Origin of the sequence: Klenkia terrae (assembly GCF_900491935.1) — a bacterium.
Lineage (GTDB): Bacteria > Actinomycetota > Actinomycetes > Mycobacteriales > Geodermatophilaceae > Klenkia > Klenkia terrae.
Genome location: NZ_UEXK01000004.1, coordinates 3923827 through 3938157, shown reverse-complemented (window position 1 = coordinate 3938157; position 14331 = coordinate 3923827). Strand labels below are relative to the sequence as shown.

General features: G+C 76.1%; 13 protein-coding genes. 3 read left to right on the top strand and 10 right to left on the bottom strand.

Going from position 1 to position 14331, the window contains the following annotated elements; all coding sequences use genetic code 11:
- Nucleotides 1-7: 7 nt before the first annotated feature.
- Together fae and LFA75_RS19600 are read left to right on the top strand one after the other, a co-directional pair.
- A complete protein-coding gene (fae, locus tag LFA75_RS19605) occupies nucleotides 8-520 on the top strand; it encodes a formaldehyde-activating enzyme (RefSeq protein ID WP_225235272.1) in 513 nt (170 codons plus the stop codon).
- 75 nt (nucleotides 521-595) lie between these two features.
- The gene (locus LFA75_RS19600; protein WP_225235271.1) at nucleotides 596-2212 is read left to right on the top strand and encodes a glycoside hydrolase family 13 protein; all 1617 of its coding nucleotides are present in this window, start codon (nucleotides 596-598) and stop codon (nucleotides 2210-2212) included.
- Between the two features lies 1 nt (nucleotide 2213).
- On the opposite strand, the gene LFA75_RS19595 is transcribed toward LFA75_RS19600, so the two are convergent.
- The 5 genes from LFA75_RS19595 to LFA75_RS19575 all read right to left on the bottom strand — a co-directional run bounded on the left by LFA75_RS19595 (nucleotide 2214) and on the right by LFA75_RS19575 (nucleotide 6528).
- A complete protein-coding gene (locus LFA75_RS19595) occupies nucleotides 2214-3233 on the bottom strand; it encodes an AAA family ATPase (protein WP_225235270.1) in 1020 nt (339 codons plus the stop codon).
- A 29-nt stretch (nucleotides 3234-3262) separates the two neighbouring features.
- Entirely contained in the window at nucleotides 3263-3838 is a 576-nt protein-coding gene (locus LFA75_RS19590; RefSeq protein ID WP_225235269.1) for a TetR/AcrR family transcriptional regulator, read from the bottom strand.
- Nucleotides 3831-4664: an alpha/beta fold hydrolase gene (locus LFA75_RS19585; RefSeq protein WP_225235268.1), complete on the bottom strand. Its 834-nt coding sequence runs from the start codon at nucleotides 4662-4664 to the stop codon at nucleotides 3831-3833. The genes LFA75_RS19590 and LFA75_RS19585 overlap by 8 nt, the downstream gene beginning before the upstream one ends.
- A gap of 92 nt (nucleotides 4665-4756) precedes the next feature.
- Entirely contained in the window at nucleotides 4757-5110 is a 354-nt protein-coding gene (locus LFA75_RS19580; protein WP_225235267.1) for a VOC family protein, read from the bottom strand.
- A 107-nt stretch (nucleotides 5111-5217) separates the two neighbouring features.
- A complete protein-coding gene (locus tag LFA75_RS19575; protein ID WP_225235266.1) occupies nucleotides 5218-6528 on the bottom strand; it encodes an MFS transporter in 1311 nt (436 codons plus the stop codon).
- Between the two features lie 241 nt (nucleotides 6529-6769).
- Here LFA75_RS19575 and LFA75_RS19570 point away from each other — a divergent pair, with 241 nt between their 5' ends.
- The gene (locus LFA75_RS19570; protein WP_225235265.1) at nucleotides 6770-7714 is read left to right on the top strand and encodes a hypothetical protein; all 945 of its coding nucleotides are present in this window, start codon (nucleotides 6770-6772) and stop codon (nucleotides 7712-7714) included.
- 11 nt (nucleotides 7715-7725) lie between these two features.
- Here the strand turns inward: LFA75_RS19570 and LFA75_RS19565 are convergent, their stop codons facing one another.
- From LFA75_RS19565 to LFA75_RS19545, 5 genes are all read right to left on the bottom strand, one after another.
- Nucleotides 7726-8070 (bottom strand): hypothetical protein, encoded by a 345-nt coding sequence (locus LFA75_RS19565; protein WP_225235264.1) that lies wholly within the window; start codon nucleotides 8068-8070, stop codon nucleotides 7726-7728.
- Nucleotides 8067-9035 (bottom strand): siderophore-interacting protein, encoded by a 969-nt coding sequence (locus LFA75_RS19560; protein WP_225235263.1) that lies wholly within the window; start codon nucleotides 9033-9035, stop codon nucleotides 8067-8069. Before LFA75_RS19560 ends, LFA75_RS19565 begins: the two co-directional genes overlap by 4 nt.
- Before the next feature lie 208 nt (nucleotides 9036-9243).
- On the bottom strand, nucleotides 9244-9426 hold the full coding sequence (locus LFA75_RS19555) for a hypothetical protein (protein WP_225235262.1): 183 nt from the start codon (nucleotides 9424-9426) through the stop codon (nucleotides 9244-9246).
- On the bottom strand, nucleotides 9423-13007 hold the full coding sequence (locus tag LFA75_RS19550) for a TM0106 family RecB-like putative nuclease (protein ID WP_225235261.1): 3585 nt from the start codon (nucleotides 13005-13007) through the stop codon (nucleotides 9423-9425). The genes LFA75_RS19555 and LFA75_RS19550 overlap by 4 nt, the downstream gene beginning before the upstream one ends.
- Nucleotides 13008-13082: 75 nt before the next feature.
- Nucleotides 13083-14306, bottom strand: a complete 1224-nt coding sequence (locus LFA75_RS19545; RefSeq protein WP_225235260.1) for an acetyl-CoA C-acetyltransferase — start codon at nucleotides 14304-14306, stop codon at nucleotides 13083-13085.
- Nucleotides 14307-14331: the final 25 nt, after the last annotated feature.

Below are 14331 nucleotides of genomic sequence, written 5' to 3'. Positions count from 1 at the left end.
TGAGCGCGTGCTGATTGGTGAGAGCTTCCAGGGCAGCGGTCCGGACGTCGCCCACGTCAACACCGTGCTCGGCCCGCGGCTGGGTCCGGTGGGCACCGCCTGGGCCACCGCGCTCGCCACGCCGTCCCAGGGCCACGCCCCGTTCGTGGTCTGCCTGCAGCCGGGCACCGCGGTGAAGCCGTTCACCCTCTTCGTCACCAAGTCCGCGCCGGAGACCGCCGCGCACCGCACCCTCACCTGGGGCGCCGCCCAGGCGGGGGTCGCCGCCGGGGTCGCGGACGCGGTCAGCGAGGGCGTGCTCGCCCCGGAGCAGTGCGAGGACGACGTCGTCATCGCCGCTGTCTGGGTGAACCCCGACGCCGCCGACGCGGACGCCGTCTACGAGAACAACCGCGTCGCCACCCTCGAGGCCCTGCGCAACAGCGTGCAGGGCCTCCCCGGTGCCGACCAGCAGGCCGCGGCCCGGCGGCAGGTGTCCAACGGCTTCTACCCCGGACCGGACGCCCCGACCACGGAGTGATCTGCTGAAACCCCGGCCGCAGGACTGGTGACTCAGGCCACACAGCGGCACCGCACAGCTGCCGATGACGGAGTCATGGCAACCCGGTTGGCAGCGCTGCCGTCCCCTGCCGCGCCCGCGCCCACCCAGGAGTGGTGGCGCTCGGCCGTGGTCTACCAGGTGTACCTGCGCTCGTTCGCCGACTCGGACGGCGACGGCATCGGTGACCTGGCCGGCCTGCGCTCGCGGCTGCCCTACCTGGTCTGGCTCGGCGTCGACGCGCTGTGGATCAACCCGCACTACCCCTCCGGCGGTGCGGACGGCGGCTACGACATCGTCGACTACCGCGCCGTCGACCCCGACTACGGCGACCTGGCCGACCTCGAGGCGCTCATCGCCGACGCCCGCGCGCTCGGGCTCAAGGTGATCCTGGACGTCGTCCCCAACCACACCTCCGACCAGCACGCCTGGTTCCGGGCCGCCCTCGCCGACCCCGACGCCCCCGAGGCGTCCCGGTACCACTTCGCCCCGGCCTCGGAGCAGCCGCCGAACAACTGGCAGTCGCTGTTCGGCGGACCTGCCTGGTCACGCACCCCCGACGGTCGCTGGTACCTGCACCTGTTCGCCCCCGAGCAGCCCGACCTCAACTGGCGCGACCCCGCCGTCGGCGAGGACTTCGACGCCACCCTGCGGTTCTGGCTGGACCGCGGCGTCTCCGGCTTCCGGGTCGACGTCGCCTACGGCCTGGTCAAGGACGCCGGGCTGCGCGACAACCCCGGCACCTACTCCCCCACCCTCTTCGGCCACGGCCCCGAGCAGGCGATGACCTGGAACCAGCCCGAGGTGCACGACGTCTGGCGCCGCTGGCGGTCGATCTGCGACGAGTACCCGGACACCATGCTCGTCGGCGAGGTCTGCCTGGCCGACCTCGAGCAGGTCGCGCTGTACTCCCGCCCCGACGAGCTGCACCAGTCGTTCTCCTTCCGGCTGATCAAGTCCGGCTGGGACGCCGCCGCCTTCGCCGACGGCGTGCAGACCGCGCTGGACGCCTTCGCCACCGTCGGCGCCCCGGTCTCCTGGGTGCTGGGCAACCACGACAAGGACCGCCAGGTCAGCCGGTTCGGCGGCGGCGCGCTGGGCACCGCCCGCGCCCGCGCCGCGGCCCTGCTCATGCTGTCGCTGCCCGGCTCGCCCTACCTCTACGCCGGCGACGAGCTCGCCCTGCCGCAGGCCGTCGTCCCCGACGAGTCCAAGCTCGACCCGATCTTCCACCGCAGCGGCGGCGCCCGGGCCGGCCGCGACGGCTGCCGGGTCCCCATGCCGTGGAACGACTCGGCCGGCGTCGGCTTCTCCCCCGACGGCGCCGCCGACCCGTGGCTGCCGATCCCCGCGGACTGGGCGCAGCACGCCGTGTCCCGCCAGACGCGGGACGGCGGTTCCACCCTCACCCTCTACCGCCGGGCGCTGGCCCTGCGCGCCGCGCACCCGGCGCTGGGCTCGGGCACGGCGACGGTGAGCACCAGCGGCGACGTCCTCACCGTCCGCTGCGCCGGGGACGACGAGACCGTGACCTGCGTGCTCAACATGGGCACCGACACCGCCCTCGTGCCGCACGCCGGCACCGTCCTGCTGGCCTCGTCGACCCACGTGCGCAGCGCGCACGGCACCGTCGCGCTCCCCGCCGACACCGCCGTCTGGCTGCTGGAGGACTGAGCTACCCGAGCCAACGCTGCCAGCGGGACAGCTCCGGCGCGGACACCGGCTCGCCGAGCAGCGCGCGGGCGGCCTCCGCGACGTCCTCGGCGGTGAGGGTGGTGACCGCGGCGCGGTCCAGGTCCTCGGCGCTGCCGTCGCGGGTCAGCCGCAGCGCCTGCCGGTTGAGCGACTGCTCGAACAGGGTGCGGGCGAAACGGGCGTTGCCGGTGTCCTCACCGGCCCGGATGCCGGCCAGGGTGGCGCGCAGCGTCGTCTCGGCGCCGGGCTCCAGCACGTACTCGTGCTGGGCCACGATGCTCACGAAGATCGCCTCGAGCTCGGCGGTCGAGTAGTCGGGGAACCGGATCTCGCGGCCGAACCGCGAGCGCAGGCCAGGGTTGGAGGCCAGGAAGGCCTCCATCAGCCGGGGGTAGCCGGCCACGATCACCACCATGCGGTGCCGGTGGTCCTCCATGCGCTTGAGCAGGACCTCGATCGCCTCGGGGCCGAAGTCGTTGCGCCCGTCGCCCTCCGGGGCCAGCGAGTAGGCCTCGTCGATGAACAGCACGCCGTCCAACGCCGAGCGGACCACCCGGTCGGTCTTGATCGCGGTCGCCCCGACGTGCTGACCGACGAGCGCGGCCCGGTCGACCTCCACCAGGTGCCCCTTCTGCAGCAGGCCGACCGCCCGGTACATCTCGGCCAGCAGCCGGGCCACGGTGGTCTTGCCGGTGCCCGGGTTGCCCAGGAACACCAGGTGCTGGGACGTCGCCGCCTCCGGCAGACCGTGCTGCTTGCGGCGGGCCTGCACCTGCAGGAACGCGACCAGCGCCTGCACCTGCTCCTTGACCGCCTCCAGGCCGATCAGCGAAGCCAGGTCCTCCTGGATGGCCGCCAGCGGCCGGGCCGGCGCCGACCGACCCCCGAAGAGGTCGCTGACCAGCTCGTCCACCCCGCGCCCGCCGGGCCGCGGCAGCTGCTCGCCCAGGCGACCGACGGTCTCGCGGAGCTCGTCCAACGGCCTGCGGGTGGACGACATGGCTCGAATGTAGGCGGCGCACGGGCGGGTCAGCGCGGTGCGGCGCTGCCCCGCAGGCCGCGGTCGAGCAGGTCGACCAGCCACTCGAAGCTCTCGTCGACGTCCGCGGACCACCGGAACCCCTGGGCGGACTGCAGGGTGGCGTAGCCGTGCAGCGCGCTGCGCAGCGTCCGCAGCGCGTGGTCCTCGTCGGTGGCGGGGAGGTCGTACCCGCGCAGGACGGCGCGGAAGGAGTCCAGCGCCCGGGACGCCGCGACCGCCATCGAGTCGTCCGGTCCGGTCGCCTCGATCCCGATCGTCGCCGCGTACCGCCCCGGGTGGGTGAGCACGTAGGCCCGGAAGGCGTGGGCCGCCGCGGCGAGGGCGTCGCGCCCGGACAGCCCCTGGATCGCGGTGCCCACCGCCTGCGCCGCCTCCTCGAGGGCGAGGGCGGCGATCCGGCGGACCAGGTCCTCCTGCCCGGCCACGTGCTTGTACAGCGACGGCGTCCGGACGCCGACCCGGTCGGCCAGCCCGCCCATGGTCAGCGCGCCGAAGCCCATCTCGTCGGCCAGCGCCGCACCGGCCGCGACGACCGCGGCTGGGTCCAGCCCGGCCCTAGGCACCGACGGACTCGAGGAACGGCAGGACGGCGGCGGCCACCTCGTCGGGGAACTGCGCGTGCGGGTAGTGCCCGGCGCCCTCGATCATCGTCAGCCGGCCGATGCCGTCGGGCAGCTCGGCGAGGATGGCCTCGCCCTCGGCCTGCGGCGAGGCCCAGTCGGGGTCCAGCGTGCCCTGCACGACCAGCACCGGGCAGCGGACGTCGGGCAGCGCGGCGCCGGCGTCGGTGGCCGCGGTGGTGCCCATCTTCTGCAGCGCCTTCATCCGGCCCGGCTCGGCCAGCTCGGCGTCCATCTGCTCGAGCCGCTGCGTCCAGTCGGCCGGCCGGGCGCCGGGGTAGGCGACCTCGAGGTACTTGCGCCACTGGTTGGCGCTGCCCAGCACGCCCATGAGGACCAGGTGCCGCATGCCGCGGCGGAACCGGGACGAGCGCAGGCTCCCCAGCGAGACGGCCTGCTTGCGGGTGAACGGCGTCAGCTCGACCAGAGCGGTGACCAGCTCCGGCGCCTGCGCCGCCGCGACGGTGACCGCCCCACCGGAGATGGAGTGGCCGACCAGCACGGCGGGGCCGCCCAGGTGCCGGACCAGGGCGAGCAGGTCCCCGGCGATGTCGGTGCGGGTGTAGGAGGGCCACACCGCGGTGGACTCCCCGCAGCCACGCAGGTCGGTGTTGGCGACCCGGTAACCCGCCGCGACGAGCTGCGGGACGAGGAAGCGGTAGGCCGCGCGGCTGTCGCCCATGCCGTGGGCGAGGACGATCAGCGGGCCGGTCGTCCCGGTCACCTCGTAGGCCAGCGTGCCGTCCGCGACGGTCAGGTACTCGGTCATCTCGTCCTCCATAGCTAATGTTGTTAGCTGAAGGCTAAGGGTATTAGCCAACCGGTGTCAAGCGGTCGCGGGGACGGGTCACGGGGCTTCGCTCACGACGGCTGCCAGAGCTCCACCCGGTTGCCCTCGGGGTCGGTGACCCAGCCGAAGCGCCCGACGCCGTCCTGGTCCTGCACGTCGTCGGAGACGTCAGCGCCGGCGGCCCGCAGCTGGTCGAGCATCGCGTCCAGGTCGCGGACCCGGAAGTTGAGCATCACCTGCTGGGCGGGCGAGCCGAAGTAGTCGGTGTCGGCGTCGAAGCCGGAGAACACCGTCGGCCCGGCCTGCTGCTCCCACGGCGCGTCCGGGTCCAGGCCGATGCCGAGGTGGTCCCGGTACCAGGCGTTCAGCGCCCCCGGGTCGGCCGCGCGCACGAAGTACCCACCGATGCCCAGGACGCGTTCCATCCCGGCATCCTGCCGCCCGCCGGGCGGGGTGTCGGCGGATTCCCGGGGGTGTCCGGGGAACGCGATCCCCGGACACCCCCAGGGATCCGCGGACACCCCGGACGGGGTCAGGCGACGGCGAGGATCCGGAGGTCGCCGGCGGCACGGTGCACCGGCGCCAGGTCCAGCCGGGAGAGATCCAGGGGCGGCAGGGCCGGCACCCGCACCCGGTCGCCGTCCAGGAGGGCGACCAGCACCGCGGCGACGACGGCGAGCAGCGCGACCGTGCCCAGCGCGACCGGCAGCCCGGCGTGCGTGGCCAGGAACCCGATCGCCGGCGGACCGCCGAGCAGGCCGGTGTAGCCGACCGTCGTCGAGGTGGCGATGCCCCGGGAGCCGCCGAGCGCGCCGGCTCGGGCCACGGCCAGCGGGAACACGTTGGCCAGGCCCAGCCCGACCACGCCGAAGCCGGCCAGCGCGACCGGCACCGACGACGTCGTCACCGCCAGCAGCGCCCCGGCGGCGGCCAGCAGCGTGCCGCCGACCAGCAGCCGGCGCTCGCCGAGCCGGGCCACCAGCGCACCGCCGGCCAGCCGGCCGCAGGCCATCGTCAGCGCGAACCCGGCGTAGCCGGCGGCGGCCAGCCCGGAGGTGGCGCCGAGGTCCTCGCGCAGGTGCAGGGCACCCCAGTCGGTCAGCGCGCCCTCGCCGTAGGCGGTGGCGCCGGCGATGCAGCCCAGCACCACCAGCGCCGCGGTCGGGCTGCGCCGCGGCACCTGGGCCGCAACCGGGACCGGCTGCACGACGGCGGCGTCGGCACCGACCAGGGTCGGCACCAGGACGGCGGTGAGCAGCAGCCCGGCGCCGGCCACGACCACCAGGTGCGCCGGGACGTCGAGCACCGTGGCCGCGACACCGCCGAGCAGGGCGCCGCCCAGCCCGCCGAAGCTGAACGCGGCGTGCAGACCGGACAGCAGCGGACGCCCGGCCCGCGCCTCGACCTGGACGCCGACGCTGTTGGCGGCCACGTTGACCATGCCGGTGGCCGCGCCGAAGGCCAGCAGCGCGGCGCACAGCTGCGGCACCGACGTCGCCAGGCCGGGCAGCACCGCCGCGGCGCAGACCGCGACGGCGGCCACCGCGGCGACCAGACCGGGGCCCAGCCGGGCGGCGAGCGCCCCGGTCAGCTGCATGCAGGCCAGGGCGCCGAGGGACAGGCAGAGCAGTGCGGCGCCGAGGGCGGTGTGGTCGGCGCCGACCTGGGCGCTGACGTCGGGGACCCGGGCGGCCCAGGTGCCGAAGACGAACCCGTCCAGGGCGAACAGGGCGGCGACGGCGGCCCGGAGCCGGCCGAGGGAGGGCTGCGGAGCGCGGCCGGTGGCGCCGCGGACGAACCGGCCGACCGGTTCGCGGGCACGCAGGAAGAAGGGTGCGGACACGGGGGGACCTCGCAGAGGAGTGGGGGCGCGGGTGGCGGNCGCCCACGACACCGCGCGCTCCAGCCGCGCGCCTCGCGGCCCCCCTGCGCTGGGTCAGCCGGCCCCTCCCCGGCGCCGCGCCCCCACGGTGCCAGCCGAGCCTGTCCCTGTCCTGCGAAACGCCCAGGTCGGAGCCGTGATGGTCCGCACGTGACCCGGCCCACCGGTTGCCGCGGGCGAGCGCAGGACCCAGGGTCGGTCCATGACCGGGTCCTTCTCACGGGGGTTGGCCGCCGGTGCGGCCGGCACCACCGTCCTCAACGCCGTCACCTACCTCGACATGGCCGTGCGCGGTCGCGCCGCCAGCAGCACGCCCGACCAGACCGTCGCCGCCCTCGCCGACGCCCCCGGTCAGCAGACCCCGGGCAAGCGCAGCGTGCGGGACAACCGCCGCACCGCCCTGGGCGCACTGGCCGGCATCGGCAACGGCGTGGCCGTCGGCGTGCTCGCCAGCCTCGCCCGTAGCTCCGGCGTCCGGCTGCCCTCGGCCGTCGGCGCCGTCGCGACGGGTGCGGCCGCGATGGCGCTCACCGACGGGACGACGACGGCGCTGGGCGTCGGCGACCCCCGCGACTGGACCGGCCGGGACTGGGTGTCCGACGCCGTCCCGCACCTGGCCTACGGCGCCGCGGTGCAGGCCGTCGTCGAGGCCATCCCCGTGACCGGGGACCAGGCGCGGCGGAAGGCGTCGGGCGGGCTGACCGTGCGCTCGCTGCTGCTGGGCGTGGCCACCGGCTGCCGCAGCTCCCTGGGCATGGGCGCCCCGGCGCTGACCAACCCGGCCGGCGGCGCCGTCCGGAAGATCGGCGCGCTGTCCGCGATCGGCGGTGAGCTGTACGCCGACAAGCTGGCGGCGGCCCCGGAGCGGCCCAGCGCCCAGGGCCTGCCGCTGCGGTTCGCCTCGGCGGCGGCCGGTGCCGGTGCGCTGTCCGCGCGGCAGGACATGAACGCCGCCGTGCCGATCCTGGCCGGTCTCGTCGGTGCGGCCGCCGGGTCGTTCGGTGGCCTGGGCTGGCGGCGCTGGGCCGGCGCGCGGGTGCCGGACTGGCAGGCCGCCGTGATCGAGGACGGCGTCGCCCTCGCCCTGGCGCTGGCCGCCACGCTCCCCGGCCGCACCCGTCCCCGCCCGGTCCTCACCTCCGTCTGACCGCGGGGACCTCAGGCGAGGGCGTCCAACCGGTCGAGCAGCCAGCCGGGGCCGTGCACGGTGGCCCCGGCCGGCAGCCGGGCGCGCAGGCCGCGGTCGGCGGTGACCACCCCCAGCGGGCCGGGCAGCCCGGCGGCCTCGGCCACGAGGGCGTCGTCGCCGCTGCCGGTCGCCCGGACCAGCCGGACGCCGGGCACCTCCGCGACGTCGCGCGCCCGGCCCTCCACCACCGCGACCACCTCGTCGTCGAGCAGTGCGAGGCGGTCTAGCAGCCGAGAGGTCGCGCCTGCCCGGTCCCGCCACCAGCCGTCGGGCCGGGAACCGACCACGTTCGCGACGTCGACCAGCAGGTTCACCCCAGGGCTCGGGCGCCGACCCGCCAGTAGCCCATGAACGCCACCGCGTCGCGGGGCACGCCCAGGTCGCGGACCAGCCGGCGGCGCAGCTGCTTGACCACTGCGGCCTCCCCGGCGAGCCAGGCGTAGCAGCTGGTGTGCGCGCCGGCCTCGGGCACCTCCCACACCATCGCGTCGCCGTCGGCGGCGGACTCCGCGGCCTCCGGGTCGGCGCCCGGCGTGTCCCGGGCGATGCCGAGCTCGCGCAGCGCGGAGTGCACGGCGGCCTCCATCAGCTCGCCGCGCGGGCGGCCGCCGCGGGCCAGCCACCGGACGTCCACGCCGGGCGGCAGCTGCAGCTGCAGGAAGTCCGCGGCCTCGGGCACCTCCAGCACGGCGACCACCCGCTGGTCCCCCGGCAGCGCCTCCACGATCGCGGCGATGGCCGGCACGGCGGTCTCGTCACCGGCCAGGAAGATGGTGTCGGCCTCGACGGGGGGCGCCCACTCCACGCCCCACATGCGGCCGGTGCCGGGGCGGTCGGGGCCCAGGAAGACCATCTCGTCGCCGGGCACCGCCTGCGCGGCCCACGCCGCGGCCGGGCCGGCGCCCTCGCCGGGGGTGCCGTCGGCGCCGATCCCGTGCAGCACCACGTCGACGTCCAGCTCGGCCTGCGCACCCGGTCCGGCGGCGGGCCGGAACGCCCGCACCGTGTAGGTGCGCATGTGCGGCCGGGCCTCGTCGGGCATCGCGCACCAGGCCGGGTACCAGTCCGGGCCGGTGATGGCCAGCAGCTCGTCGAAGGGCCGGCCGGGCTGGGCGATGAGCAGCTTGAACCGCTGGTCGGCCCCGCCGAGGCCGAAGCCGTCGAGGTCGGGGCCGGTGAACGTCACCCGCAGGAAGCTCGGCGACAGCCGCTCGCTGCGCGCCAGGGTGGTGCGGAAGAACCGGTAGACCGGCTGCAGGGTCTCGGTGGCCGTGGTCATGCTCGCTCCCCAGGTCGACGTCTGGTGAGGCTAGCCTAACCATGGCGGTGGTCCAGGGGGTGAACCGCATCGGAGGGACACTCCGAACCCCGAGTGCTGCCGGACCACGAGATCGGTGGCGGGACCTCTGTGGGGGGTCCGGTGATCGGCGACCGGTGGTCTCTCCCGCCGGTCGCCGCTCACCTCCCGCGAGGGGTGAGCGGCTGGATCAGGAGCCGGCCGAGGCCCCGGTCAGCTCGCGGGCCCCGCGGACGGCGTCGCGCAGTGCGCGGGCGGAGGCCAGCCGGCGGGCGCCGGTGCGAGTGCGTCCCGAGTCGCGCCGGGCCTCGTGCGCCTCGTGGGCGAGCTGGCGGGCGGCGACCACCGAGGCCGGCTCGTTCTGCTTCGTCATGATCCGCCCACCCCCTGTGCCCGTTCGCCGTGACCTGTCGGCGAACCGTGACGAGAACCTATCGGCAGAGATGGACTCGGCACCAGAGATGTGTCCACTTCGTGACCGACCGTGGTCACATCTGTCCCTTCACCCACCCGTGGTGCCGCTCCGTGACGACCGATGGCGTGCTCGACGAGCCGGCAGAGGCCGTTCACCAGCCTCAGCTGCTCCGGCGTGTGCACCGGCGAGGTGAGCAGTGCGGGGCTGCCGACCAGGTAGGCCACCGTCTTGGCCCGGGACAGCGCGACGTTCAGCCGGTGCCGGTCGAGCAGGAAGTCCAGCCGCCGCGGCACGTGCGCCCCGCTGGAGGCGGCCAGGCTGAACACCGAGACGGCGGCCTCCCGGCCCTGGAACTTGTCCACCGTGCCGACCTCCACCTGACCGAGGCCCGCCGCGGCCATCGCCGAGCGGATCCGGTTGACCTGGGCGTTGTAGGGGGTCACCACCAGCACGTCGCCCTGCCCGACCACCCGGTCGCCGCCCGGGTCGCGCCAGGCCCGGCCGAGCAGGTCGGCGACCAGCTCCACCACCACCGCGGCCTCCTCGCCGGAGGCCGACCCGTTGCCCTCGTGCACCACCGGGACCCAGCCGATCCCCGCGGGGGCGGCCCACCGGGCGGGGAGGTCGATCCGGTTGCCGGCGGTGGTGGGCGCCGGCCGCAGCTGCCCGTCGTAGGACAGCTCGGACACCACCCCGCACAGCGCCGGCGCCATCCGCCACGACCGGTCCAGGAACACCCCGCGGTCGGCGGGCAGCACGTCGTCGGCGCCGATCACGTGCTGGAGCGCGGAGACGTCGGCGCCGTCGGGGTGGATGCCCCGGCCGGGCTGGCGCAGCTGCTGCGGGTCGCCCAGCAGCACCAGGTTCGCCGCGCAGCGGGAGACCGCGAGGGTGTCGGCCAGGGACAGCTGCCCCGCCTCGTCGACGACCAGCACGTCGAGCCGGGCCGCCAGGTCGGGCCGGGTGAGCAGCCAGGTGCTGCCGGCCACCACGTCCACCTCGCCGGCGTCCAGCAGGTCCACGACCGTGGCGTTGTCGTCGGTGCCCAGGACCGCCGGCGACGCGCACCGCTGCCCGGCCGGTGCCTTCTGCACCGCGCGCAGCGGCACCCCAGCCTCGCCGGCCGCCCGCAGCACGCCGTCGAGCAGGTTGCCGACGACCTTGTGGCTGTTGGCGGTGATGGCCACCCGCCGCCCGGCCGCCACCAGGTCGAGCACCGCCCGGGCCCCGGCGTAGGTCTTGCGCGCCCCGGGCGGGCCCTGCACGGCCAGCACGCCGCCGTCCAGCGCGGCCACGAGCCGGCGGGGGCGGTCGGCCGCCGTCTCGCCGGCCAGCTGCAGCGGGGTGCCCGGCCGCAACCGGGGCGGCCGACGGGCGAGCAGGTCGGCGGCCGCGGTGGGCACCTCCGGACCGGCCAGCCCGCCGTCGGCCACCGCGGTGCCCAGCGCCAGCAGCGCCGCCTGCTGGTTCCGGGCGGCGATCGGCCCCCGGGGCAGCAGGCCCTCGGCGTGGTCACCGGCGCGGTCCACCGGGCGGGACAGCACCAGCTCGCCGGTCGCGCCGTCCAGGGCGACCACCTCGGCGATGACCGTGCGGCCGTCGGCGCCCGGCGGCCCCTGCTCGACCTTCTGCCCCGGCGCCAGCTTGGTCTCCTGCGGCGGGAACCGGTGGGCCACGTGCACCCGGCCCTCGGCGACCCCCAGCAGGACCGGCGCCTCCAGCGCCCCGAGGGCCGCCGTCTCCCGCTCGAGCTCGGCCGGGGTCAGGTCGCGGATCCGGAAGTGCTCCCACCACTCCGACCGGGACTCCCGGGCGTGCCAGCCCAGCTGCTGGGCCAGCAGCCAGACCGCCTGCTGCTCGGCGGACCGGTCGGCCGGCTGCTCGGGCACCCCGGCCAGCAGCCGCTGCACCAGGGCCTCCCGGGCCGCCTCGGCGGCCACCGCGGCCGGGCTGGGGTCGGGGTCGGCGTCGACCGGGCGGCCCAGCGGGACCCCGGCGGCGACCAGCTCGGCCCGGCGTCCCTCCAGCCAGTCCAGCAGCTGCCGGGTGGAGACGCAGTCGTCCCGGTTGTAGTCCTCGATCTCGTCCAGCAGGCGTTGCTCGCCGGTCTGCTGCCACTGCTCGAAGGCGATGATGCTGGCCCCGGCGTCGGAGACCGCCTCGCCGACCGGGCGGGTGTGCCCGCGGTAGAAGTCCTCGACCTTCTTGATCGAGTAGGACTCCTTGCTGATCTGCAGGCCCTGCCGCACCACCGCGTAGAGGTCGACGAGGGCACCGCCGCGCAGCAGCCGGTCGACCGCGGCCTGGCGGCTGCCGAACCGGGCCGACAAGGCCTTGAGGCGGGCCGGCTCGTAGGGCGCGTAGTGGTAGACGTGCGCGTCGGGGTCGGCGGCCAGCACGGCGGTGAGGTGGTCGACCAGCTGCTCGAACCCGCCCTGCTCCTCGGCGGCGGTGCAGCCCCAGAAGGAGCGGTACTCCCCGGCCCGGTCGAGGACGCCCCACAGGTACTCCAGGCCGTGGTCGCCGGAGAACGGGTCGCCCTCGATGTCGAAGAAGACGTCGCCGCTGCTGGGCGGGGGCAGCAGCTCGAACCCGCGGCCAGGCACCCGGGGCAGGAAGTCGTAGCCGGGGACGCCGGTGACCCGCTCGGCGTGCTGCAGGGTCGCCTGCCGGGCGATCCGCTCGCGCGAGGTGCGGCCGATGGTGTCGGGCAGGTCGTCGGGCCCGCGGCCGGCCAGCTCGGTGAGCGTGCCGATCCCCGCCGCCACCAGCGCCCCGGCGTGGTCCCGACGCAGGAAGGCCACCCGGGACAGGTGGTCCTCGGCGGCCCACCGCTGGGTGCAGGTCTCGCGCCAGGGGCAGACCCCGCAGTGCGCGTTCGGGTAGGGCGGCGCCAGGGCGAGGTCGTCCAGCCGCGCCAGGAACCGCTCCTCCGCCGCCCGGGCATAGGCCTCCGCGTCGGCGTACCGGAACACCAGCTCCTGCTGGTCGCCGGTGACCACCGTCAGCAGCTCGGGCGGCACGCCCTGCAGCCCGGTCAGGAGCCGGCCGTAGAGCGCCATCTGCAGGATCGCCGGCACCTTGATCCGCCGGGCCAGCTTGGTGTCGGCGACGTCGTAGGACCAGGACCCCAGCGCCCCGGGCCGGTCCGGCCGCTTGAGCAGGAAGTCCGCGTGCCCGCGCCAGGTCACCCCAGCGGCCCGGCTGCCGTAGAAGGTGGCCTGGTGCACGACGTCCGCACCGGCCTGCATCGCCGCGAGCGTCTCGGCCTGCGCGCGGTGCAGGGCGGCCGGGTCGCGGCCGCTCCCGGGCTGGGCGATCACGACCACCGACAGGCCGCGGTCGCGCAGCCGCTGCACGTGCCGCGCCTCGTGGGCGATGCCGTGGTCGGCCACCAGCCGGGACATCGGGTCGACCGCGGTGGGCCGCGGGCGGTCGCCGCGGGCGACCTCGCGGGACAGGCGGGTCAGGTGCTCGCACGCCAGGAAGCCGGTGAGGTCACCGGCGCTGACCACCAGCCCGCCGTCGGACTCGTACACCCGCCACCTCCCGGCTCCGCCCCGGAGCCGGGGACGCCGTCACCGTAGGACGGGGCACCGACAGGACCGGTGCGGTCAGCCCACCCGCTCGAACACCGCAGCGAGGCCCTGGCCGCCGCCGATGCACATCGTCTCCAGGCCGTACCGGCCCTCGCGGCGCTTGAGCTCGTGGGCCAGCGTGGCCAGGATCCGGGCGCCGGTGGCGCCCACCGGGTGGCCCAGCGAGATCCCGGAGCCGTTGACGTTCACCCGGTCCCGGTCGCCCTCCCCCAGCTCCCAGGCGGCGAGGCAGGCCAGCACCTGGCTGGCGAACGCCTCGTTGAGCTCGATCAGGTCCATGTCGGCCAGGGTCAGCCCGGTGCGGGCCAGCGCGGCCGCGACCGCCGGCACCGGTCCGATGCCCATGGTCTCCGGCGGCACCCCGGCCACCGCCCACCCGCGCAGCGCCAGGAAGGGCTCCCAGCCGCGCCGGTCGGCCTCGGCCCGGGTGGTCACCACGCACATCGCAGCGCCGTCGTTCTGCCCCGACGCGTTGCCCGCGGTCACCGTGGCCGCCGGGTCGACGGCGGCCATCACCGGCCGCAGCGCGGCGAGGTCGGCCATCGTGGTCTGCGGGCGCGGGTGCTCGTCCTCGGTGACCGTCCGCGCCGGCACCTTGCGGGTGCCGGGCACCTCGACGCCGACGACCTCGTCGGCGAACCGGCCCTCGGCGATCGCGGCACCGGCCCGCTGCTGGGAGCGCAGCGCCCAGGCGTCCTGGGAGAGCCGGTCGACGTCGTGCTCGCGGCGCACGTTCTCCGCCGTCTCGAGCATGCCGCCGGGCACCGGGTGGTGGATGCCGCCGGCGGTCTCCCGGGCGCGGGCGAGGCGGTCGTGCAGCATCGTGCCGTCGCCCTTGACGCCGGTCCGCAGGCCCAGCGCGTAGTGCTCGACCTGGCTCATCGACTCCACGCCGCCGGCCACGACGACCGTGCCGGCGCCCGTGGCGACCTGCATGCTCGCGTAGATGACCGCCTGCAGGCCCGACCCGCAGCGCCGGTCGATCTGCAGCCCGGGCACCCCGACCCCGAGGCCGGCGTCCAGCGCGGCGATCCGGCCGATCGCCGGCGCCTCGCCGTTGGGGTAGCACTGGCCCAGGACGACGTCGTCGACCTCGCCCTCCTGCAGCCCCGTCCGGGCGACGACCTCGCGCAGCACCGTCGCGGCCAGCGAGGTGGCGGTCAGCCCGGCGAAGACACCGCCGAACCGGCCGACCGGGGTGCGCAGCGGGGAGCAGATGACGACGTCGTCGAGGCCCATGCGGCCAACTCTGCCAGCCGCAGCC

Excerpts from the sequence above, each read along its gene's own strand:
- LFA75_RS19570 (WP_225235265.1), top strand. The coding sequence starts at position 6,770 with ATGACCGGGTCCTTCTCACGGGGGTTGGCCGCCGGTGCGGCCGGCACC.
- LFA75_RS19545 (WP_225235260.1), bottom strand. The coding sequence starts at position 14,306 with ATGGGCCTCGACGACGTCGTCATCTGCTCCCCGCTGCGCACCCCGGTC.
- LFA75_RS19585 (WP_225235268.1), bottom strand. The coding sequence starts at position 4,664 with ATGACCGAGTACCTGACCGTCGCGGACGGCACGCTGGCCTACGAGGTG.
- LFA75_RS19600 (WP_225235271.1), top strand. The coding sequence starts at position 596 with ATGGCAACCCGGTTGGCAGCGCTGCCGTCCCCTGCCGCGCCCGCGCCC.
- LFA75_RS19555 (WP_225235262.1), bottom strand. The coding sequence starts at position 9,426 with ATGACGAAGCAGAACGAGCCGGCCTCGGTGGTCGCCGCCCGCCAGCTC.
- LFA75_RS19595 (WP_225235270.1), bottom strand. The coding sequence starts at position 3,233 with ATGTCGTCCACCCGCAGGCCGTTGGACGAGCTCCGCGAGACCGTCGGT.
- LFA75_RS19560 (WP_225235263.1), bottom strand. The coding sequence starts at position 9,035 with ATGACCACGGCCACCGAGACCCTGCAGCCGGTCTACCGGTTCTTCCGC.
- LFA75_RS19580 (WP_225235267.1), bottom strand. The coding sequence starts at position 5,110 with ATGGAACGCGTCCTGGGCATCGGTGGGTACTTCGTGCGCGCGGCCGAC.